This is a genomic window from Maribacter sp. BPC-D8 (genome assembly GCF_035207705.1).
GTDB lineage: Bacteria > Bacteroidota > Bacteroidia > Flavobacteriales > Flavobacteriaceae > Maribacter.
The window spans coordinates 1,478,630-1,500,221 of record NZ_CP128187.1; the positions used below are offsets into that span (position 1 = coordinate 1,478,630).

At 32.0% G+C, this 21,592-nt stretch carries 22 protein-coding genes and 1 tRNA gene; 13 read left to right on the plus strand and 10 right to left on the minus strand.

Annotated features, from left to right (window positions below; translation table 11 throughout):
- The 3 genes from fmt to QSV08_RS06735 all read left to right on the plus strand — a co-directional run bounded on the left by fmt (position 1) and on the right by QSV08_RS06735 (position 2,066).
- Positions 1-948 (plus strand): methionyl-tRNA formyltransferase, encoded by a 948-nt coding sequence (gene fmt / locus QSV08_RS06725; RefSeq protein ID WP_324027639.1) that lies wholly within the window; start codon positions 1-3, stop codon positions 946-948.
- A 173-nt stretch (positions 949-1,121) separates the two neighbouring features.
- Entirely contained in the window at positions 1,122-1,394 is a 273-nt protein-coding gene (locus QSV08_RS06730; RefSeq protein ID WP_027066835.1) for an HU family DNA-binding protein, read from the plus strand.
- Positions 1,395-1,505: 111 nt separating this feature from the next.
- Complete coding sequence (locus QSV08_RS06735; protein ID WP_324027640.1) at positions 1,506-2,066, plus strand: YqgE/AlgH family protein; 561 nt, start codon at positions 1,506-1,508, stop codon at positions 2,064-2,066.
- Here the strand turns inward: QSV08_RS06735 and QSV08_RS06740 are convergent.
- Both QSV08_RS06740 and QSV08_RS06745 read right to left on the minus strand, forming a co-directional pair.
- Entirely contained in the window at positions 2,063-2,920 is an 858-nt protein-coding gene (locus tag QSV08_RS06740) for an aminotransferase class IV (protein ID WP_324027641.1), read from the minus strand. The genes QSV08_RS06735 and QSV08_RS06740 overlap by 4 nt on opposite strands.
- 52 nt (positions 2,921-2,972) lie before the next feature.
- On the minus strand, positions 2,973-3,356 hold the full coding sequence (locus tag QSV08_RS06745; protein ID WP_073243911.1) for an START-like domain-containing protein: 384 nt from the start codon (positions 3,354-3,356) through the stop codon (positions 2,973-2,975).
- A 138-nt stretch (positions 3,357-3,494) separates the two neighbouring features.
- Between QSV08_RS06745 and QSV08_RS06750 the strand changes: the two genes are divergently transcribed.
- From QSV08_RS06750 to QSV08_RS06785, 8 genes are all read left to right on the plus strand, one after another.
- Positions 3,495-3,568, plus strand: a tRNA-Met gene (locus QSV08_RS06750).
- 443 nt (positions 3,569-4,011) lie between these two features.
- Positions 4,012-5,424 (plus strand): hypothetical protein, encoded by a 1,413-nt coding sequence (locus QSV08_RS06755; protein ID WP_324027642.1) that lies wholly within the window; start codon positions 4,012-4,014, stop codon positions 5,422-5,424.
- Positions 5,425-5,475: 51 nt separating this feature from the next.
- Entirely contained in the window at positions 5,476-6,165 is a 690-nt protein-coding gene (locus tag QSV08_RS06760; protein ID WP_324027643.1) for an SH3 domain-containing protein, read from the plus strand.
- A gap of 111 nt (positions 6,166-6,276) precedes the next feature.
- The gene (locus QSV08_RS06765) at positions 6,277-6,678 is read left to right on the plus strand and encodes a hypothetical protein (protein ID WP_324027644.1); all 402 of its coding nucleotides are present in this window, start codon (positions 6,277-6,279) and stop codon (positions 6,676-6,678) included.
- Positions 6,679-6,705: 27 nt separating this feature from the next.
- Positions 6,706-7,371 carry a hypothetical protein gene (locus tag QSV08_RS06770; protein WP_324027645.1) on the plus strand — a complete coding sequence of 222 codons (666 nt, stop codon included), beginning with the start codon at positions 6,706-6,708 and terminating at the stop codon, positions 7,369-7,371.
- Positions 7,372-7,782: 411 nt separating this feature from the next.
- A complete protein-coding gene (locus QSV08_RS06775) occupies positions 7,783-8,274 on the plus strand; it encodes a hypothetical protein (protein ID WP_324027646.1) in 492 nt (163 codons plus the stop codon).
- Position 8,275: 1 nt separating this feature from the next.
- Positions 8,276-9,286 (plus strand): hypothetical protein, encoded by a 1,011-nt coding sequence (locus QSV08_RS06780; RefSeq protein ID WP_324027647.1) that lies wholly within the window; start codon positions 8,276-8,278, stop codon positions 9,284-9,286.
- 14 nt (positions 9,287-9,300) lie between these two features.
- Entirely contained in the window at positions 9,301-9,819 is a 519-nt protein-coding gene (locus QSV08_RS06785) for a hypothetical protein (protein ID WP_324027648.1), read from the plus strand.
- A 43-nt stretch (positions 9,820-9,862) separates the two neighbouring features.
- Here the strand turns inward: QSV08_RS06785 and QSV08_RS06790 are convergent, their stop codons facing one another.
- Both QSV08_RS06790 and QSV08_RS06795 read right to left on the minus strand, forming a co-directional pair.
- Positions 9,863-10,642, minus strand: coding sequence for a DUF481 domain-containing protein (locus QSV08_RS06790; protein WP_324027649.1), 780 nt, complete (start codon positions 10,640-10,642; stop codon positions 9,863-9,865).
- A gap of 179 nt (positions 10,643-10,821) precedes the next feature.
- Positions 10,822-14,385, minus strand: a complete 3,564-nt coding sequence (locus QSV08_RS06795; RefSeq protein WP_324027650.1) for a metallophosphatase — start codon at positions 14,383-14,385, stop codon at positions 10,822-10,824.
- A gap of 351 nt (positions 14,386-14,736) precedes the next feature.
- On the opposite strand from QSV08_RS06795, the gene QSV08_RS06800 reads away from it, so the two are divergent.
- Together QSV08_RS06800 and QSV08_RS06805 are read left to right on the plus strand one after the other, a co-directional pair.
- Positions 14,737-15,255: an NUDIX hydrolase gene (locus tag QSV08_RS06800; protein WP_324027651.1), complete on the plus strand. Its 519-nt coding sequence runs from the start codon at positions 14,737-14,739 to the stop codon at positions 15,253-15,255.
- A gap of 102 nt (positions 15,256-15,357) precedes the next feature.
- Positions 15,358-15,966: a hypothetical protein gene (locus QSV08_RS06805; RefSeq protein WP_324027652.1), complete on the plus strand. Its 609-nt coding sequence runs from the start codon at positions 15,358-15,360 to the stop codon at positions 15,964-15,966.
- A 102-nt stretch (positions 15,967-16,068) separates the two neighbouring features.
- Here QSV08_RS06805 and QSV08_RS06810 read toward each other — a convergent pair whose 3' ends face one another.
- The 6 genes from QSV08_RS06810 to QSV08_RS06835 all read right to left on the minus strand — a co-directional run bounded on the left by QSV08_RS06810 (position 16,069) and on the right by QSV08_RS06835 (position 21,497).
- A complete protein-coding gene (locus QSV08_RS06810; protein WP_324027653.1) occupies positions 16,069-17,562 on the minus strand; it encodes a M48 family metallopeptidase in 1,494 nt (497 codons plus the stop codon).
- 7 nt (positions 17,563-17,569) lie between these two features.
- Positions 17,570-18,739, minus strand: coding sequence for a DUF6882 domain-containing protein (locus QSV08_RS06815; RefSeq protein WP_324027654.1), 1,170 nt, complete (start codon positions 18,737-18,739; stop codon positions 17,570-17,572).
- Between the two features lie 42 nt (positions 18,740-18,781).
- Positions 18,782-19,435 (minus strand): hypothetical protein, encoded by a 654-nt coding sequence (locus QSV08_RS06820; RefSeq protein WP_324027655.1) that lies wholly within the window; start codon positions 19,433-19,435, stop codon positions 18,782-18,784.
- Between the two features lie 12 nt (positions 19,436-19,447).
- Positions 19,448-20,251 carry a hypothetical protein gene (locus tag QSV08_RS06825; RefSeq protein WP_324027656.1) on the minus strand — a complete coding sequence of 268 codons (804 nt, stop codon included), beginning with the start codon at positions 20,249-20,251 and terminating at the stop codon, positions 19,448-19,450.
- 210 nt (positions 20,252-20,461) lie between these two features.
- Positions 20,462-20,872 carry a hypothetical protein gene (locus tag QSV08_RS06830; RefSeq protein ID WP_324027657.1) on the minus strand — a complete coding sequence of 137 codons (411 nt, stop codon included), beginning with the start codon at positions 20,870-20,872 and terminating at the stop codon, positions 20,462-20,464.
- Positions 20,873-20,936: 64 nt separating this feature from the next.
- Positions 20,937-21,497: a hypothetical protein gene (locus QSV08_RS06835; protein ID WP_324027658.1), complete on the minus strand. Its 561-nt coding sequence runs from the start codon at positions 21,495-21,497 to the stop codon at positions 20,937-20,939.
- Positions 21,498-21,592 lie beyond the last annotated feature (95 nt).

Genomic DNA, 21,592 nt, shown 5'->3' on the forward strand with positions numbered 1-21,592 from the left:
ATGGAAGCATTAAGAATTGTATTTATGGGCACCCCCGATTTTGCTGTAGGCATTTTAGACATGCTTGTAAAGAAAGAATATAATATAGTAGGTGTTATTACGGCACCAGACAGACCCGCTGGTAGAGGTAGAAAACTAAACGAATCTGCAGTTAAAAAATACGCTGTTGAAAACAGCCTTACGGTATTACAACCGACCAACTTAAAAGACACCGAATTTTTAAGCACCTTAAAATCTCTAAATGCCAATTTACAAATAGTAGTAGCCTTTAGAATGTTGCCGAAGCTTGTTTGGGATATGCCAAAATATGGAACCTTTAATCTGCATGCATCGCTTCTACCTCAGTACCGTGGTGCAGCACCTATTAATTGGGCTATTATAAATGGTGAAACAAAAACCGGAGTTACCACATTCTTTATCGACGAAAAGATAGATACAGGTGCTATTATAATGCAAGACGAAACTAGCATTGAAAAAACAGATAATGCCGAAGACTTACATGACAGACTAATGCACTTAGGGGCAGAAACTGTTGTAAAAACTGTAGCAAGAATTCAAGAAGGAAATTTTGAAACTACAGAACAAACAAATTCCGACGATTTAAAAGATGCACATAAGTTATTTAAAGAAACATGTGAGATAGATTGGAGCAAGTCTAAAGAAGATATATACAACTTTATAAGGGGATTGAGTCCGTACCCAGCAGCATGGACAACTTTGACAAACGGAGAACAAACGATAATTACCAAAATTTACAAGGCGCATATAGAAGTCGAAGAACATGAACTAACAACCGGAACACTGATTTTTACTAAAAAAGAGATGAAAGTTGCAGTACAAGGCGGCTACTTAAATCTCGATGAAATACAACTTCAAGGCAAGAAAAGAATGCTTGTAAGAGATCTATTGAACGGCCTTAATTTAGAAAAAAACGCAAAAATGAGGTAAAGCCCCGTCGTTATTGGGCTGCGAGAAACGTAAAAAAAAACCTACTTTATCAACAAACACGCTGAGTTATCAACAAAATCAGGGATTTCCCCCTGTTTTACTTGTGTTGCTCAGAAATCCATATAAATTTGTTGATAGGTATAAATTATTTAATCACAATTAATTATCACATTATGAACAAAACAGAATTGATCGATGCAATGGCAGCAGACGCTGGCATCACAAAAGCTGCGGCTAAAAAGTCATTGGAATCTTTCTTGGGAAATGTTGAAAATTCTCTTAAAAAAGGAGATAGAATTTCTTTAGTAGGTTTCGGTTCTTGGTCCGTATCTAAAAGAAATGCAAGAGAAGGTAGAAATCCATCAACTGGAAAAACTATCCAAATCGCTGCTAAAAATGTAGTTAAGTTTAAAGCAGGTGCTGATTTAGGCAAAGCTGTAAACTAGTTTTACACAGATAAATTTATTAAAAGCGCCTTCATTGGCGCTTTTTTTATTTCTATGTTTTTGCATTTAGACGGATTTGTCTTACTTTAGGTATATAATCATCACAAATTAATGATCGCATTAAAGCCAACCAAAGGAAAATTACTAATTGCAGAACCTTCTTTAACAGGAGACGTTTCTTTCAATAGATCTGTTGTACTGTTAGCAGAGCATAGCAATGAAGGCTCTGTTGGTTTTATTTTAAATAAGCCATTAGAGTATCAAATAAACGATTTGGTTACCGAAATTGAAATACCTTTTCAAGTATATAACGGCGGACCTGTAGAGCAAGACAATCTTTACTTTATTCATAAAGTACCACACTTAATAGATAACAGTGTAGAGATTTCTGATGGTATTTACTGGGGTGGTGATTTTGAAACTACCGTTGATCTCATCAATAAAGAAATCATTTCTGAAGATGATATTCGATTTTTTCTTGGTTATTCTGGCTGGTCTTCTTTGCAATTAGATGAAGAACTGACTTCAAAGTCATGGATTGTTGTTGAAAACGAACATGAAAGTAGAATTATTCAAAAAGCCGCAAAAGCAATTTGGAAAGAAAATATGATCCAATTAGGTGGTGATTATCTACTTTGGTCAAATGCTCCAGAAAACCCGAGTCTCAATTAAACACTGGCTGTTAAAGACATTCTAGCCGCAGCATTCAATTTACCGATTAAGTTTTTTGCAGTTGTATTGACAAAATCTTTCTTTCTATATTTTGTAATAGAGACAATACCATCAATATTATTTACTATGAATAACTCATCTGCTTTTTGAAGCTCAAAAGGTGATATACTATCCTCAATAAATTCAAAGTCATTTACTTTTGAAACAATATCAATAAGTTTCTTTCTTAGAATACTATTAATGCAACCATCAGTTATTGGTGCTGTTTTAATCTGATTACCTTTTACTACAAACAAATTACCATTTAGAGCTTCTATAACTTGCTTTCTCTCGTTGAGCATCAAACAATCTTGATAATCATTTTCTTGGGCGTAAATCGCTCCTACGACATTTAAAACTTTATTATTGGTATCTAGATTAGATAACATACTAGAATTTTTATAGAAATCTTTAAAAAGCTCTACTTCGTATGCACCCTCATTAAGAATAAAAAATGGGTTTGTTAACGCACTATTGGTAATGAAATATGAAATACTATTATCTGATTTAGAAAAATCGTTCTGACTATTTCTAAAAACAGTGAATTTTATTTGTTTTGCCTCTTTTAAATCGTTCTCAGATAGCCCTTTTAGAATTTCTTCTTCCATAAACTCCATCGTAAAGTTCATAGGTATCTCCATTCTTAGAATTCTCATCGAAGACATTAAACGTAGATAGTGATCTTCTAAAAATATAATATCACCATTTAAAACACGTAACTCTTCAAAAACGGCATCACCAAGTTGTACTCCCCTATTCTTTTCGTTTAAAAAAGATGTATTATCCTCAAGAAGTTCACCATTAAAATTGAACATAAAAAAAGCCTTAAAAAATTAAGGCTCAAAGATACTGTAAATAAGAGTATTTTTATGATGATCCCAATACCTGTTTTAAATCAGATACTTGGTTCGTCCAAAGCATTTTAGACTCTTCAATTTCATCATCTTCTGCAAAATCAGTTATAAACAAAGAAACATCTTTAGTTATTTCATCTACAATTATTTTCATCTCAAAAAAGCTGTCATCTTCTGCTTCATCCCAAGCAAAACGTACAAACTCATCAGATTTTCTTTTTAACAACTTAGCTTCTTCTTCAGCTCCGTCCCATATAAATGTAAATTTCTCTCCTCTAGAATTCACATTATCTGCAAACCATTCTGACAGTCCAGAAGGTGTTGCCAGGTACTGATATAACATCTGTGGTGAAGACTGTATTACAAACTCTATTTCAAATTTTATTTTATCGCTCATGTTCATGCTACTTTATTGCGAGCAATATATATATTTCTAAATGATAAAAAAATAAATGTGAGGTATTATTTTTTATATAAATTTTTGTTGAAGAACAAATAAATTACCACTATATTTGCAGCCGTTAAAAAATAATATGGCGAGGTAGCTCAGTTGGTTAGAGCGTCGGATTCATAACCCGGAGGTCGGGGGATCGTGCCCCCCTCTCGCTACAGAATAAAAGGCACAGTATAAACGGTTTAGCGAAAGCTAGACCGTTTTTTTTATGCTCAAATTTTACATACAAATACAATTGAACACGAAAGTGAACACGATTTAGCAGCTAAAAACTTATCGAAACAAGATATTTTAAAATAACTTGAATGTTTTAGGCTCACTTTGATTTCTACAAAATGTACAATTTGTGATTCACTAATTACTTGAAAACTCAATTACAAACACATTGTATAGAATAAGAAACTAAACCATTTTCCTTTTTATCTTCAATTTACAGGTAATACTAATCTTAAAACAAGAAGTATAGATTTGAAAAATCTGTACTAAATACAACCTACTCCCCTCCTATAGCTTCTTCTAAACTTATAATACTAATGATAGGTTTGGTATTTATTACCCAATTTGGCACTAAACCAATTACTAATCCGTTAAAATAATTATGAAGAAAATCACCATACTACTCACTATACTTTTTTGTACTCAAATTATCATAGCTCAAGAAGGATTTACACCTAAGGTTGAAAAATATGTAGATGACTACATAAGCACTTTTAACGAGTCAAATCCTGAGATCAAGAGAGTTAACAAATGGTATGCTAATTTTAAAAAAGCTGATAAACCAAGTAAAAAAGATTACGAACATAAATTAATTGGTTTAGGTATTGAAATTTCAAAAGAAAAAGAAACAGCTTCAAGCTATATACCTGCAAGCTATACACTTGATAAAAGTAAAATAGCCGTCAAAAATATTACATCAAAAAAATACGAGCAAGAATTAATTGACAGCTATGCAGCCGCTTATTTTAAAAATAACACCTTATTAAAAAAAGAAAATCTTTACGAAGAATTAGTAAATGATAACTTCATTTTCAACGCCGGTAAATTCAAAGAAAATGAGCGAGAATTGTATGTGAAACCTAGTTTTGTTTTATTATTTATTCGTGTTTATGAAAATAATTTATATATCATATCCATCAATAATAACTATAGTATCTGGAAGAATAAAGAAATTGTCTTTTATAAATTTGATTTAAGCTTAGGCACCAAACTACCTGATGCTGTTGATAATTCTCCTAAAGTTAAATCTGAAGTAGCAAACACAAACTATATCATACCTAATCGTTGGGAAGACACCAATAGGTTATACCATGACCAAGCAACAGATGAGCTTAGAGAAACTGTCCGTTTACTTGCTCAAATACCTCCATATTCAAATAATTCAGACTTTGTCACCAATGCTAAAGGTTTAGATACTAAATTAAATAGAGACAATGTGGCGAATTACATACCTCAGTTGCAATTTTTCGAAAACTACAAAGTAGAATTAGACGACAAAATGGAAGAAAATATTGGTTATTATGCTAAAGAATCAGTAAGAAATGTAAACCATTATGCTGCACATGCATTAGCCGATATTTATATGAATAAAAGGGAATATGCAAAAGCAGTTTCTTCATTTGGCAAGGCTTTAAGTAATAAATACCACACTGCAGGTGGCACCAGATATGTTAGATGCTTAAATCGTATTTATTCAGATTTGGCAGAAGCATCATTTGCCGTAAATGAACCAGATATAGGTGTTTTATATTTACTGGCTATAATAGCACAACAAGATACAAGTAGTGATTATGCTGATGAGCAATTAACGGCCTATGCAAAAACAACTAATACGAAAAAGTTTAAAGAAAATTTAATTTGGGCTATTGACTCCGCTAAAGAAAAAGGAGAGTTAGAGTACACGATTACCTTTAAAAATCATACAGGTACATTTGAAATTCCGTATTTCAGTTCTCTGAATAATGTTAAAGTATACCTTGTAAAATCTGATACCTATAATAACTTTAAACATTAATATCTGAATTAACTTTTGCTAATATAAACTAGTACTATAGCTGATTATACAATGAAAAAAATTCTATTCGTATTACTCTACATCATCAGTTCTTATGCTAGTTATTCGCAAGAATTTAAAACGGGACTTATTATGCCTAATAATGAGTTTAAGATATGTTGTATGTACATACCTAGCTCTGGTTTAAAAATTTATGACAAACCAAATGGAGATATTCAAGGTAAAATTCATTTAGGTAAAGCAGACAGCAATAATGAATTTTACACTGCCTTTATTGAAAAAAACGGAGATGAAACTGCACTAGAGTCCTCTAATCTAGAGATGGTCGGTTATGAAACAATGGCTGTAGTATTTGTCGACTCAGTTAATGGTTTTGTAATGCTTAACAATGGATGTTGGATAAGTGTTGAGGAAGTAACATCAAAAAATTTGAATTTAATTTCGTGGATGAATTATGCCATTAAAAAAAACAGTGAATGGTATGCTGATGCTATAGGATTAAATTTGAGAGAAGGGCCCTCTACTGACTTTAAAAAAATAGCCACTCTAAAAGGAGACTTGTTCGGTATTACACTAACAACAGAAAAGAAAGGAAAATGGAGTAAAGTTAATGTCAAGGAATATCGAAAACACCCTTGTTCTGGCGAAGACAATGTACTTATAGAAACATACACCGGTTGGATCAAACTGATTTCAGAACAAGAAACGCTTAATGTTTGGACGTATCAAAAAGGATGCTAAAACTATACACAACAAACACTCATATTTTTTTAGCGTATTAAAAATTTTGACAAAAAGCCTTGCGAAGTGGCACAAACCTTTACGCTACCAATTATTAACATTAATTACCCAATGAATTTGATAACATATCTAATACTCACATTGTTTCTAATATGCGTTGTTATTTTCTTAAGGTATCGCATAGTTAAATCTAGAAAAATAACTGGTGAATCTGAAGTGAAATATAAAGTAATTGAAATAGGAAGAAATGACTTTTTTAGATATTCATTTGAAAATTTATTCGGAAACAAAAGAGTCTACTTAAAAGACAAATTAGAAAATATAGAATGGATTTATGTTTCTAAAGAAGATTGCAACACCCTTTGCCCATTAAGCCCATTAAGAATGAAAGAAGCTAATCAAACCATAAAATTTGAATTTGAAACTAAACAATTAATTTTTGGAGGTTATGGTCTAGCTAAAATTATTTCGCATGAAATAATCAACAAAAAACCTGAAGTCTCAAAGTCTTAGTTATAATGTAAACTCATACAACGATTCATGAAAAAATTACAAATCATCATCTTAGTAATTTCTATTTGCTTCTCTTGCAAAAACAACTCAAATAAAAATATAGAAAGTACTACTAACAATTCCAATTCAGAACCTGATGAAATAGAAATCATCTCTGACCCCGAAGCTGACGTAATCTTTCCACTAACCAAAGCAACTAAAAAAGAGAAAGTTACCGTTGTATCGGTAGAAGAAGCTCTTATTATGCCTAGCGATTATTTGACAACTGCCATGACAGTAAAAACAGTAGAAAATAAACAATTGGTTTTTTTAGATTCATATAGCTTTAAATCTTTAGTTGGAAAAGAAATTACAATAGAATATGAAATCATACCTGGTTCAAAATTATTAGTTTGTTTCAATTGCTCTTCATATTCAAAAGAGATCCAATTATATGACATTACAGCGTGGCATACGGAAATTGAATATGTAGACTTACAATTAAAAAAATACGTTGAAGATGAGTATATAATACCTAGCTCTACTTTTGAAATGCTTGATAAAACTGGTGAAACTAAAATTTATCATTCTAATGATAATGAAATGATACTTGACAGCGTTAAAATGAAAAGCTCTTTTTACAGCTACGGGATAGTTACAAAAATGCATCCTAATTTAAAAAATAGAGCTGAACTAGAGTTACTTATAAAATAACCTGCTTCTCAAAATTTAAAAAACCTGACAGATGCCAATAGCAAAAACCAATAAAATTCTAATAATTAATTATTCATTATATTAAACATTACCAGTAAATATATTGGTGAAGTGGTTTACATACCGAGTTTTTACCTTAATACTTTCAAATATATAATTGGTTTGTATATTTTAATAAGGAGCATTATTGGCGTTAGGGTTGGAATAAATGAATTAAAAACTAAAGGTAAAATTGTTCTTATAGGAATAATTGGTAATTCGATTTTAATTCTACTACTTTTAATTACAATAGTTTACGGGGTACTTCATGTTATCAATTAAAACTTGAATACATGGTTTCTCTAGTACTTTCATTAAAGATTGAGAACAAGAAATTACTCTTGGTAATTCGATAAATAAAACAGAAATAAGATGCATTCAGTACTTCATCAAAAGCTAAAGAATGGCGGATTTGAAATTGTAAAAAATCGAAACCTATTAGAAATTCCGAAAAAATTAGTAGAGCGATATACAAACATACCTACTGAATATTTTTTATTCTTAAAAAGCTTTGAAACCATCACTAATTCTTCAGACACAGCTTGGTTCAACTCCGTACAAGATTTTAACGAGCAGTCTAATAATGAATACAAATGGAATGAATTTGAGATTTTAAGTCTAGAATGGAGCGAAGATGATGATGAAGAACTTGAGAATGTAGCTGAATTTTGGAACCGTCATATTCCCATACTATTATCAGTAAAAGATGGATTTCAATTTTTAGCCATTAGCCTTACAAATGAAAATTATGGAGAAATTGTTCATGGTCAAGAGCCCGTTTTTGAAGAGATTACAAAGATTTGCAATAACTTCAATGAACTAATTAATTTGTTAGAGAACAATAAACTACAACATCTCATATAATATGAAATTAAAATGGATCACAAACCCTGTTACCATTGATAAAGAATTTATTACAACTGAAGTAGCATCTGGAAACAACGTAATTGTTCAATTTGATGATACCATCTATACTGATGAAATACTTTCTGACTTAAATACTTTAGCTCTTGAATTAGATACTAATCTTGAAATTAGATTTTATGGGCACGATAAGAATACATTTGATTGCGCAACACTCTTAAAAGTTGATAACGTAAAAAGCCTTTCGATTAATTGCTTGAAAAAAGTTAAAAATCTTGGTGAATTATCTAAACTAAAACAATTAGAAAAGTTCACATTTGGAATAGAAGAATTTAAAGAAACTGAAATTTTAAATTCTGAAAATCTAAAAAGCATTAGAGATCTTTCTATAGCTACTAAAAAGACCAAGAACTTAAATCTTGAATATTTAAAAGGGTACGATAAATTAGTGTCGTTAAGCGTTTCTGGCCCCTTTAAAAACATAGCGGCAATAGGCGAAGCAAAAGAGTTAACTACTCTTAGGTTAAGCTCTATTAGCGGTAAAGTTCCATTAGATTTTGTAAACCAACTAAACAACTTAAAACTCCTACATATATCGCTTGGCAGTAGAGATAATATTGATGAAATAAATGGCGGTAACATAGAGACACTGAAATTGCTATGGATCAAAAATTTAACTTCACTTGATAACATCCACCGTTTTAAGCATCTAACCTATTTACAAGTTGAAAATCAAGCACAGATAACAACTATTACATTTAATTCTGAAATGAAATCTCTTACAAGGTTAGGAATTATTAACTGCAAAGGATTGACTACGTTAGACGGACTTAAAAATTTAACCAGTCTAAAAATGTTGGTTATTACCAGGTCGTTAAAACTTGATTTCGAAAGTGTTATTAATCAAGAATTATCTAGTTCTATAGAACATTTTAATTTTGTTACGGAGCGTAAAGGTCTTGATAAGAATATAAAAGAGAAAATCAGAAGCTTAGGCTATAAAACAACTTAAAAATCTAAATTAATTTGAGAACTATCGTATGCTTCCTTTTAATTCTTTTGTCATCATGCAAAGAGAAGCAAAAAACTAACGAAAAAGTAAATATTGAAAATACTCAAGAACAATTTCGTCTACCAAATTCAGAATATGTTATTCTAACTCATCAAAAAGAATGGTTTTGGGTCTTTAGAAATAGAAATCCATCAGAAATCATCCCTTCTAAATTGTCTGAATCAGAATTGATTACCATTGAAAACATACTAACAATTGCAATTAAAGAAAATAATGAAAATCGTTCTGAAAATAAAATACTTAAAACAGATATTGAAATAAATTTAACTGATTACAAAAGACAATACGTTCCTATTATAAATACGCAAGGAGAAAAAGAAGTTTGGGTTAATTTCTTTTGTGAATCATTTGCAGCAGACAAATGGCGTACGAAAACCGTACAAGTTGAAGATGGCGGGAAATGTTATTTCAATATTAAAATAAACCTGAATACAAAAGAGTATTATGACCTTGAAATAAATGGTAGTATTTAATAAATGGAGCCTACTTTAAATTTTAAATTCAAAGGCAACATTACTATAAATTCAACGTAAGTCCAAAACTAACATTAGATGAACGGTTATCTTCTAAAGCCGAATCAAAATTAATTACTGAGTAATTATAAAGTGCAGAAAAGCTAATTCGTTTTGTTAAAGGCATTTCTGCTTTAAATTGACTTAGAATTCTATGGTTACTTATATTCTTATACAAAGGCTGAAAATAAAAAGTACCGGTGATATCTAAATTATACTTTTTAAAATTATGATTTAAAGAGACATAGCTACTGTTTCTATGATTGTAGAATTTCTGATCAGAATCATCTACAGATTCAATTTCATAAATATAAGAGTTACCAAAATAGGCAAGTGAACCATTTTTTGAGAACAACTTTAAACGTAAACCAGCACCTAATAAATTTCGCTCAGATATAGTTAATTTTTGATTATTCTGATTTTGAATAAAGGCTTCAAAACGAATTACTTCAGTCAACTTTTGATTAAATCTAGCGTGTAAAAAATATGAATTCTGAAAATCTTCATCTTTAGAACGTATCAGGTTTACATTACCGATAAAGAAATAAATGCTGTTAAGGTTCTTAGATTTAAACTGAGTAGTAACATTAGAGCCTACCTGCAATATATATTCCCCATTATTATCGGTATAATTGAAAAGCAAATCGCTATTTAAAACAAACCTTAAAGAGTCGGTATGCATGCGTTTAGATTCAATATTCACCAACTGAGCCTCAACAGAAAAGCTTAAAAAGAATATAGAAATACAGCAAATTGATGTAATAAAATTTAAAGTCAATTTCATGAACGGTGATACTTGTTACGCTTTGGATAGTCGCTTGTAATTTATTTTACAAAACTATTACTAAATACGCTCAAAGAAAAGCTTAAAAAATATCAATTGTACATCATAATGCTAAGCGTCATTTTTAATATCAATTATACGATTCACATATCCTCAAGGATAAAAAATGATTTCTAATACTAGAAGTTAAAACCTAGACTAAATACAAACCGACCACCATCTTCCCCTTGGTAGAATCCTATATTACCAGTTAGAGCGCTAAATCCAGATATCCAGACCGATCCTCCATAATCATTATGCCATTTTGTAGAGTTATCATTATCTGACCATACGCGACCATAATCAAACCCAGCACTTACACCCATTTGTAGCGGTATAAAATTGGTTTTAAAGCGCGTTATACCAACCCTAAGGTCTGTAATTTGGTAAAAAGCAGATTTACCGTTAAATCGTTCATTTCTATAGGCGCGTAAACTTGTGTTACCACCTATTACGGCACCATGATAAAATTCATAGGTATCACCAATAATAGCTTCTCCGGCTAATTTAGTAGCGATTACCGCAATACCACTTGGGTGCAACGGGTATGTTAATGACACCGATGGTTTCACATAACCAAAACTGTTATCAAATCCGTTAATACTAGATTTATAACCTGCAGCGATATCAGCCGACATAGCACGACTAGGAAAAGCCGGATTATTCTGGTTTTTATACCCATACCCTACTTCACCCGAAACATATAATTGCTGCTCATACACATCATTATCTGAAGCAAATGCTTGACCAACCAAGCGTTCATCATCATTAGAAACCTCAAAAGATTCTAATGTAGATCTAAAATAATAACTACTACTTTCACTCTTGTGAACTAGGTAAGGAGAAATCTTCCATTGTCTAATACGTACCCTATTAAAATCTCTTTCTAGGTCTGAATCATATGTTGATTCATTACCCTCACCGAAATAATTCATGGTAAAATTAGGACTCCCATATCTTGCATCGAAACCTAAATTCCAGTTATAAAAAACTTGTGCGAATTCCGCATTATAATCTATTGCAAATCCGTTTGTGGCAAAGAAATATTCAGCACCAATGGTATGTTGCGATTTAAATGGATTATTAGCCAAACCATAAGTTGTAAAACGGTCTTTTAGTCCGATTCTAAAACCGGTATCACCATCAAAACCTATACTAGGAAAAACAATGTTCTCGTTATATTTTCTTTTCTGATAGTCATACGTATTAATGTCATAAGAATCTGTAAGCCATTTTTTTGAGTTAGCATTTACAATGGTGTTATTCTTGCTCTTAAAATCATACAGCTTCACTCTTTTTGTGTTCTTAAAATCATAGGTATCATTTTTCTTTCCTCCTATTATCCTAATATTTATCAAATCTTTTCCATCGCCATCAACAGTAAAGGTGTCTTTACCATCTAAACCATACACCCAAATCTCTTTGGTCTGTTTTGCATTGTATGTATTCTTATAAACTATAGTGTCGTTAGAAATAGATATATCTGTTTCACCGTTCGGTTTTCTTGTAATTAAAAAATTATCATCGTCTTCAGTTCCTACAATGACCTCAAAATTATTCAGGTATTCATAGTAAGATTTAGCAATACTTTGTAAACCATCTCTACGCGATTTTAAGTTCTTTTTAATTTCATCTATACTACCGTCTTGGGCTGCTTTTGGTAAGGTATTGAATGCCGCATCAATTGCTGAATCAGTTAAATTTTCTTGAATAAAATCTACCTGTTTCTTCCAATCGTTCCACTTCGCATTTTTTATAAAAGTTTTATCCATCGGATAACCGGAAAGATTAAACCATTTTACATTCTTTACATCTGCATCATAACTTTCCATTTTACGAAGCAACGGAAATGCGAACTTTAGCATGCCAACAATAGTTCCGTCATACTTGGGAAAAGCTTGGTCCCAATCGCGAGGTATAGCTTCATATTTCTTTTTACCGTCTTCTGTTTTAAATTGTGCCCAACGCCATTGATCTTGGTGGCGATCCCAGTTACCAACCAGCATATCAAATAAACGAGCACGAATAAAACTTGGCTCATCTACATATGAATCTTTAGACTCCATTAACTCAAAACGCAAGTTTGTAGTGCTTATAATATCATCTGGACGACCAAAAGTTTCAAAATCTTTATTCTCACCACCAGCATGCTCCTCATACATAAATAGCGCATCGCCATAATCTTCATTATAAATACCTAATCCTTTTTGCTGAGGTACGTAATATATTTTCGGGTTTGAATGAAGCACGTCTAATGTTTCAGACAAGTCATTCATAGCAAATTGAGCATATGGGTGCGCCGTGGTGTAGAAATCCATCATATAACGTTCTGCAACAGTATTATCAAGGTAATCTTCAACGTAATGATTATTGATGGCATTAGTCTGTAAAAAGCGTAAGGCACTTTTACGCAATGCACGTAAGGTATACTCATTCTCATTGTCATCGATAAACCGTAATGATCTAGATTGTGTACCACCGCCCTCAGAAATTGGTCTTACATTATTGGGCAACGCATCTATTTGTAATACCGGCGCTTCAATATCTTTACTGTAAAGATTTCTATAGTGATTGCCCCACATCCACTTATAAAATCCCTTTTTATCAGTCTCTTCTTTTGTATAAATAGAAGCCTTTGCTGTAGTTGCATTTATTTTATTCGGATAAGACACATCGTCTAAAGAAAGGCGTTCTCTTTTTATCTTTTGGGTAAAAGCAACTTCTGATGCTCCATTTTTAATTTCAACTAAATCAACTTCGGTACTACCATCTTTATAAACGGTTAACTTAGCATACCCATTGGCACTAGACTCAAAATGCTCTTCTTTTGGCGCTCTTGCTTTGTCTGTTTTGCCTACGGCGCCACTTATAATTTGAGGAATACCATCATCTTCTAAATATTGTAAATTTCGGTCTTTACCTGATACAAAAATTACATCATTGAACTGACTTGCAATGGTTTCTAATCGCCCTCTTAAATTTCTATTTTCTTTATTTTGATAAGATTCAGGAGTAAAGCCACCCATTTTGTTCGCCATAGAAATTTTGGTATTGCTCATTACAGGCTGGTACACCGCCACAATTACCGTTTTACCTTGGCTGTCTTTTAGGTCATCTTTAAACTCTGCAAAAAATTGATCTCTGCTCTTAATTTCACATTTTTGATTGATATACGGGTGATTATCCCAATCTTCTAAAAACCATTGAGAATCGACCATTTCTAAAACGACATCATCATTTATAGTTTCTCGTTCTAACGGGCAACCATCGTTGGGCCAAAATTTAGCTTTACTATTATCTTGCAAGAAAGATTCTAAATCATCAATACTCTGTGGTGCTCCTTTTAACCATTCATTTTCTCCGGGCATTAAAATAACGCTACCATTAAAATCATCCCATAATTGCATTAAAGGTTTCAAATATGCTTTGGTTGCATCTTGATGCTTCTCTTTTGCAGAAAAGCCATCTTTATTAACCACGTTACCAATAAGCAGTAAAGTTGCATTGCTATCATTCTTAGAAGTCGTATTAATTTCGTTCAATACTTTCTTTGCCTCTTCTAATGAAACATTACCTACGTTAGAAGTGATATAGAAAGAATGAGACACCTCTTTTTTCGAATTCGATTTTAGCGCATCAGCATTTTGCGAAAAAATGGTACAGTGACCTACAAGGAATATTAAGAATATGATTTTTGAACGCATGAAATAATATCTGTTTTTCTGATGGATAAAATTATAGTCTGCCGTTATCAGCATACCAACTTAGTTGACTTATTAAGTATGCTAAACTGTATACTTATAAATAGGATCGGTATTAATTAACACTATACTACATAATATAAAATTACGCAAAAAACAGTGCTAGATTAGTATGATTGTTACGCAAAAATAGGAAGCTCATAAATAGCAAATTAACTCTATTGGGAATTTAAGTAACCATAAAAATAAGACACACTCCTACCCTGTTATTTTGAGAAAAGGTTTGTGTATTTTTGATGCTTCAAATGGACTGAAAATAAATTAAAAATTACCTTTTAAGATCACACTTCACCAATGCAAAATTTAAAAACCCACTACCACCCAGACGTTGTGTCTTTAGATAATAAATCTATTTTCACCAGACTTGCCACAAGAAGTATTGCCGTACAGGGCGATTCTATTTTATTGCTCTATACAGAGCGTTATGAAGATTACAGTCTACCAGGCGGTGGTTTAGATGACGGTGAAGATAAAATTACAGGTATGATTCGCGAACTTAGTGAAGAAACCGGAGCGTTAGAAATAAGAAACATCAAACCATATGGCATTTATGAGGAATATAGACCATGGCACAAGCCAGGTTTTGACATTCAACATATGATTTCTTATTGCTATACCTGCGAAATCAATACAACACTTGGCGCCCCTAAAATGGAGCATTACGAAATTAAAAATGGCATGACCGCAAAATGGGTCAACATTTACGAAGCTATAGCCCATAACAAGAAAACCATGCTTGAAAGTGCTAAAAAAGGGATGTCTATTGAGAGAGAGACTTTTCTCTTAGAGCTACTTGCCGAGGGTATGTCATAAGCCATGCATCAATATTTGGCATTTTATAAGCTATTAAGAAAAAATCATTATTTAGATTTTAAATCAATTATCACTACGCTTACACTAAGTAATCTCATAAAAATGAAAAGTAAAATATTAGTCTTTATACTATTAATTATAGCTACCCAATCTTTGCTTGGGCAAAATAAGCGACAACGAAAGGCAGCCGAAACTTTTTATAAAAGCCAAAAGCTAATAAACAACTACACGAACTCTTGGTACTGGTTATTTGGACCTTCTAATAGTCAAGAGAATAATGATAAATACAGTATTGTACATTGGGAATTGGATGATGGCGGCTGGTACTCTGGGCAGGGAAATAACAATGATTATAACGGTTATGGCATTCAACATAAGCTAGAAGAAAACAGCTATATCTTCAGTAATTGGAAGAATACGAGCCCTAATGGAATGACCTTATCTCAAAGTTTAGATTATAGTTTTATCGGCATTTATGAAAACCAAGAAAAAAATGGATTCGGCATAACAAAGTGGTCTAACTACAAGCCTTTTAGTAATGAAAATTACCAGAATGTAATAAAGTATGTTGGGGAATATAAAGATGGAATTTGGAGCGGCTACGGAATCATTTATTTTAGAAATGGAACTTATAAATCTGGTATTTTCATTGATAGTATACTAAGCAAAGAATTACCGAAAATTGAAGTACTTGAAGCGCTAGGCTTTTAAAAATCGTGTTTTAATTATGAGATAAATTGTCAATAAAAAAGGCAGCAATATATTTGCTGCCTTTTGCTATTTTATAAGCTGTAGCTCTTTCAAATAATGAACTTATTCTATACCCTGAGCATCGCTAATAACACGATCAATAAAATCTGTGTTGATATGTAAAAGCCTAGCTAGGTTATACAATACATTGACTTCGCTATCGTCTATATGACCATCTGCATAAGATATGATAGATAAATCTCTAAGAATATTCAGTTTTTGCATTACAGAAAGTACAATATGTAAGTCATGCGTTAGCTCTTGTACCTCACTAATCATCTCATCTTCTGTAAGCCCTTTAATAGTCATCATACAATTAGCAAAGACTTTAGGCGCAACAATACTACTTAAAGCTTGTATTTCAGCATCATCTACTACTCCGTCAGCATTTGATATTAAATAACCACCTAAGAACATTAAACGCTGAATTTTCTCTGAATGCTCACCTTCTTCCTCTAAGTTTTCTGGCTCCATTAACGACATTATTCGTTTAATTTCAACCTCCATAGCTTCTTCTGTAATTTCACCGATTATAGATGTATTAAAAGCAGCATAGGTTTCACTCTTATTAAAAAGCTCTAATGCTTTAATACGTAATGGACTAAATGGGTGGGTACTATACCAATCTGAAGGATCGTGATTAGCATCATTCAAAACTTCTTCTAAATCAACAAACTGCTCTATATAAGAATTTAATTGAAAGTCTAAAGAATCTGTAGTTACACCAGAAGATAGTTTAAAGAATGTACGACCTACAGCTTCAAAATCTTGGCAACATAACAGACCAGCTCTATCGGCACTGATTTCTGCATTTCTGTTCCATGCATATAATTTCATAGCATGTATGGGCGCCAAATCATTTTCACCAACATCTAAAATTTGTCTTACCGGATAATCAAAATGCTCAAAAAGAACGTGTCCGATTTCATGACCTACTACAAAAATTAATTCCTCTTTAGAAAAACGCTCTAAAATACCAGAAGATAAAATGATGTATAACTTATTCTCATCTGGCGGATAGCAAGATGCATTAAACATATCGCCTTGGTATACAAAAAACTCAATGTCGGCTTTTAATTTTAAAACATTCTTACAATGCTCACCAATTTCGTGAAGCATTGGCGCAAGAGTTTTTGTCAACCTTAAACTAGATTTTAATAAGTGTTTTCTAGATTTAAACTTACCGCTATTGGTATTTACCTTTTCTAGTGTTTTTTGTATTAGTTCATCTTGCTGAAAAGCGATAACATAATCTCTATCACCATCATAGACCAACAAATTTAAATCGATATCAGCTCTTTTATTGGTATAAATTTCTGGTTCTCCAGCTACAGTTGCCTTATGATTTAGAGCATTGATTTCTTCAATTTTAGCAGTATATTCATTTGCTAATTCTGTAGTTACATTTTGAAAAACCACGCTCGCTTCTTGTATTTTTTCTAAATTACCAGATGCCTGTGCCTCGTTCAACTCGGTCAACATTCTTTCTTGTGCTGTATTAATAGCAGTTTGATGTTCCTTTTCTAAATCTGTTAATGTTTGTGATGTATATGACATAATATTCTTAGGCTTGAGTTAATAAATTTGTATTAGAAATTTTCATTAATTTCCCTTTTAAATCAAATATTCCTAAAATTTGATCATCTCCTTTTTTTGCTACAAGATTATTACCTGGCAACTCTACATCATAGCCTTTAGCTGTTAGATAAAAATACAGGCTAAACTTATGAGGAAAAGTATATTCTGATGTTACTTTTGAAATATGAGAGCAAATGGACTCAGCTGTATTCTTAGCTTTACTATCTGCTTCTTCAGATTTAATGGTTACATAAACCATTACACCTTTAAAAGCTAAGGGCACGTAACAGCTTTCTCCTATAGATGCAGTTGCAATTGTTGCAAAAAAGGCACCGGGATCACTTTCTACAGCAAACTTAGGTGTAGTAAAATCGCTTATATTCATTGCTTTACCAAATGCTTTTACTGCTAACGAGGTCTGTAAATATGTTTCAGATATTCCGCTTTGCGTATTTGCCCATGCCCACATCCAACTTTTTTCATTCTCTGAATACGTACCAAATATTTGAATATCAAAGACTTTATCTTCTCCGAAAGTCAATTTACCTTCAGCCATATCACAGCTCCAGTCCAACCCTTTGACCATTTCATTAAAAACTTCTTGTTTCTCTATAGATGTCACAAAAGATCGGTTGTACATTTCATTAATGTCGATTGTTTTCTCTTGAGTATTTTCAGTGGTTTCTTTTTCTGTACTCTCGGTAGATGCAGCACTAGTATTTGAATTTCCGCTTTCAGCGAAATCTTCTAATTTATCTTCTAATAAAGCAACAATTCTAGCTGTACGATTATCTACCCTATCCGCATTGATTACCGGACTATGATCAATTTTCAAAACACCATCTTCAAAAGTTATGGCGCGCTCTTCATTATGATGATCATTTTCATTGATAATGATTACTTTTTTTAATCCCGCTTTTAAAAGATCAACACCCATATCATCTACACAAATTGCTTTAAAAGCTTCAATTAAGGGCAGAAAATATACTTTAGGAAACGTATCATTATACAAGTGAGAAAAACGATCTTCTTGTAATGTATCCCATTGAATCTCTATGGTTACATTATAACCTGCAGCTGCATAGATATCAGCTTCTAATGCTGGGTATAAATCGTTTTCAAATGCTTTAATAATTCTTTTTTCTTTTAATCCCATGATAGTTTAATTTTAATTATTGATAAGTGATTTTTTGTTTGTTTATAATATTTGAAGAAGCTTTTCTTCAAAAACCTCAGATAGCTTTACTGGCAAAGCCTTGTGTATCGCTAAAGTGATGATGAGTTGTTTATTAGTGATTTGAAGTTGTAAAGTATCCCCTTGCTTTAAGGCTATACTATGCACACCTTGCCAAGCTTCTTTACCTAAAATATCTTTGGTAATTTGTTGTACCGCGGTAGTAAGCGCCGTAAAAACATCTTGAACATTTAATCTGTTGTTCAGCTCATCTACTGAAATACTTTCTATGTTGAATTCTTGTATTTGACTGCCTAATTCGCTTTGCCCATTCTGCAACCAACGTTTAAGTTGTAAAACCGTTAGCTTTTCATCAGTAGATGATATAGGTCTACTAATTGCACCTTTAGATAATTCTACGACCATTTTCTTAGGTTGTTTTATAATAACAACCGACATACGGTGAATGTTAAAAAAGGACACCTGATCATCTTGCGAGAGTATGCATACAGATTTTAGGTGATGATCTTCTTTAGAAATATCTAGAATTACACCTTCTAAATAGATCCCGTTATCGAATGAAATGCCTACAAGAATATCTTCTTCTTTTTTAAAAACTGACAACAGTATTTCTTCTGGCGTTTGGGCTACAAACGCTTTATAATATGATTTTTCCATGATAAAAAGGGATTATGATTCTACTACGAGATATTGATAATCTTCTGGCAGTTGTTTTAATAAATAAAGCTGGGTATTCTCTTCAGCTATAGTCTTGTAATCGAAATATCTAAAAGTTTCAAGTACTAAATCTGGATAGTTCATTTTAACCAACCCCATACCAACACTTTCAGTTAAAGGCTTGTTTTCGGTAGCGTCTTTTCTTGGCTTATGCTTTTCAAAGGCAATGTAAAATGTGTTTAAACATTTTTGATCTACCCAAATGTTATTTAGGTAAATAGGTGCATCTGGTTTAGAGAACTCTTTTTGTATTACCTGATCGATATATGCTGCTTTTGCAGAACCATAAGTATTGGTGACAATTGCATTGTGTTTGTATCTAAATGAATCACCAATATCATCAATAGTATTAGGTTTTACTATCAGCTCATAAAAACCTTTAGGCTCGTCTTTGATCTTAAAATTTATATGACCCTCTAAGCTCCAAACCTCAGGATACTTTATTACAAGACCACATATTTTATTTGAAAAATATTGAAAGTCGGCAAGCGTAGGTTCAGCTTCTAGACTTAAATCTAAAGTATGGTTAAAGACATCTACTTCTATGTTCAGAACATCATCTTGCAACAACTCATGTAGTTCTTTCTCTAGAACAATTACTTCTTCTTGGTAGCGCGTTAAAGACTCAATACTTCTATCATTACTAGCATGATAAGGAAAATGCAAATTTTTATTTTTCGCATCCCATTCGAAAGTGATAATAATCTCTGTATTTTCTTTAAGCTCCAATTCTACCCAGTATAAATGAGGGTTCATGTTAGCAGCATTAAAGTTTCTTTTAAAAGTCAGAATTTCATACTTGTCGTTATGAAACTCATGTAGGTGTGCTACAAAGTCCCTTTTTGCCTTAACATTAGACAATTTAGAACTAACAAAAATTAAAAGAATTACAATTATGACGACGCAAAAAAAGTATTTGTACATAGCTATATCTTTAACCAATTACACTTTAGATCTAAAGAAGTTCTATAAATTATTTTCTAATAATTCTGATAGTACAGTAGTACGTTCTTCTACCTTTTCGGCATTAATAATCGGACTGTGATCGATAATTAAAACACCATCAGAAAAAGTGAATCCGTTTCTAGGGTTGTGGTGGTCTTTGGTATTTGTAATACGTATTTCTTTTAAGCTTTCTGCTAAAGCCTCTTTACCCATATCATCTGCAGTAATTGATTTTAAAGCAGCTATAAGAGGTAAGAAATAAATTTTTGGATAAGAGTCATTATAAAGATGCATGAAGCGATCTTCAAATAAAGTTTCCCATTCAATGTTTAAAGGAACATCAAATCCTGCGGCTTCAATAATTTGAGCTTTTAACTGTGGAAGTTGTTCTTCTTGAAAAGTCTTTGTAAAACGGTTTTCTTTTAATCCCATGATGTATAGTTTTAATATTTAGCTAAAAAACATTAGTACGTTTTTTAGGTATAGTTGTAAAAAATTATGATTTGTTAAATGAATTGTAGGTTACGTGTGTCCAGTATGGCGTAATGAGCTCTATATCTTCTTTTAATGTTTTTAACCAATAAGAATCAACAGCTTCGAAAACATTTTCAGGTTTGTTTTTTAAAATCTCAGAAATATCTTCTGAAATTTTATTAATTTCATCGAAGAGCCCTTTGTTTTGATTTCCAATTGGATCAATGTCACCCGTAAGGTCAAAAATTTCCCCTGCTTCTAGAAGAAATAAATCTAGTTGCCTATCTGGGTGATTACTAAAAAATTCTGAAGTTTCATTTTTACAAGAAGCTACTAATTGTAAATCTATAGGTTGTGTTTTTAGGTAATCTAAGAATTGGTATAGTTTCTCAATTCCTTTTTTAAAATCTCCTTGAATTGCAATTGGAGCCTCATCATAATCCCATATTCTTGAATTAGTCATTTTGGTATCACAACCAAGAACTATTTTATATATAAGGGGAATTGGATGCCTAGATTCTGAAAGATCTCTAAGTTTTTTTAATTCTTTATCTCCACTATAGAGATATGCTCTATTTGCCATATTATTTTTTTTGAGTTATTACTTACCTCAAAACTATAACATGAATTAGCAGACATTAAATCCGTTTTATAAGTGCATACCTCTGTTTTATATTT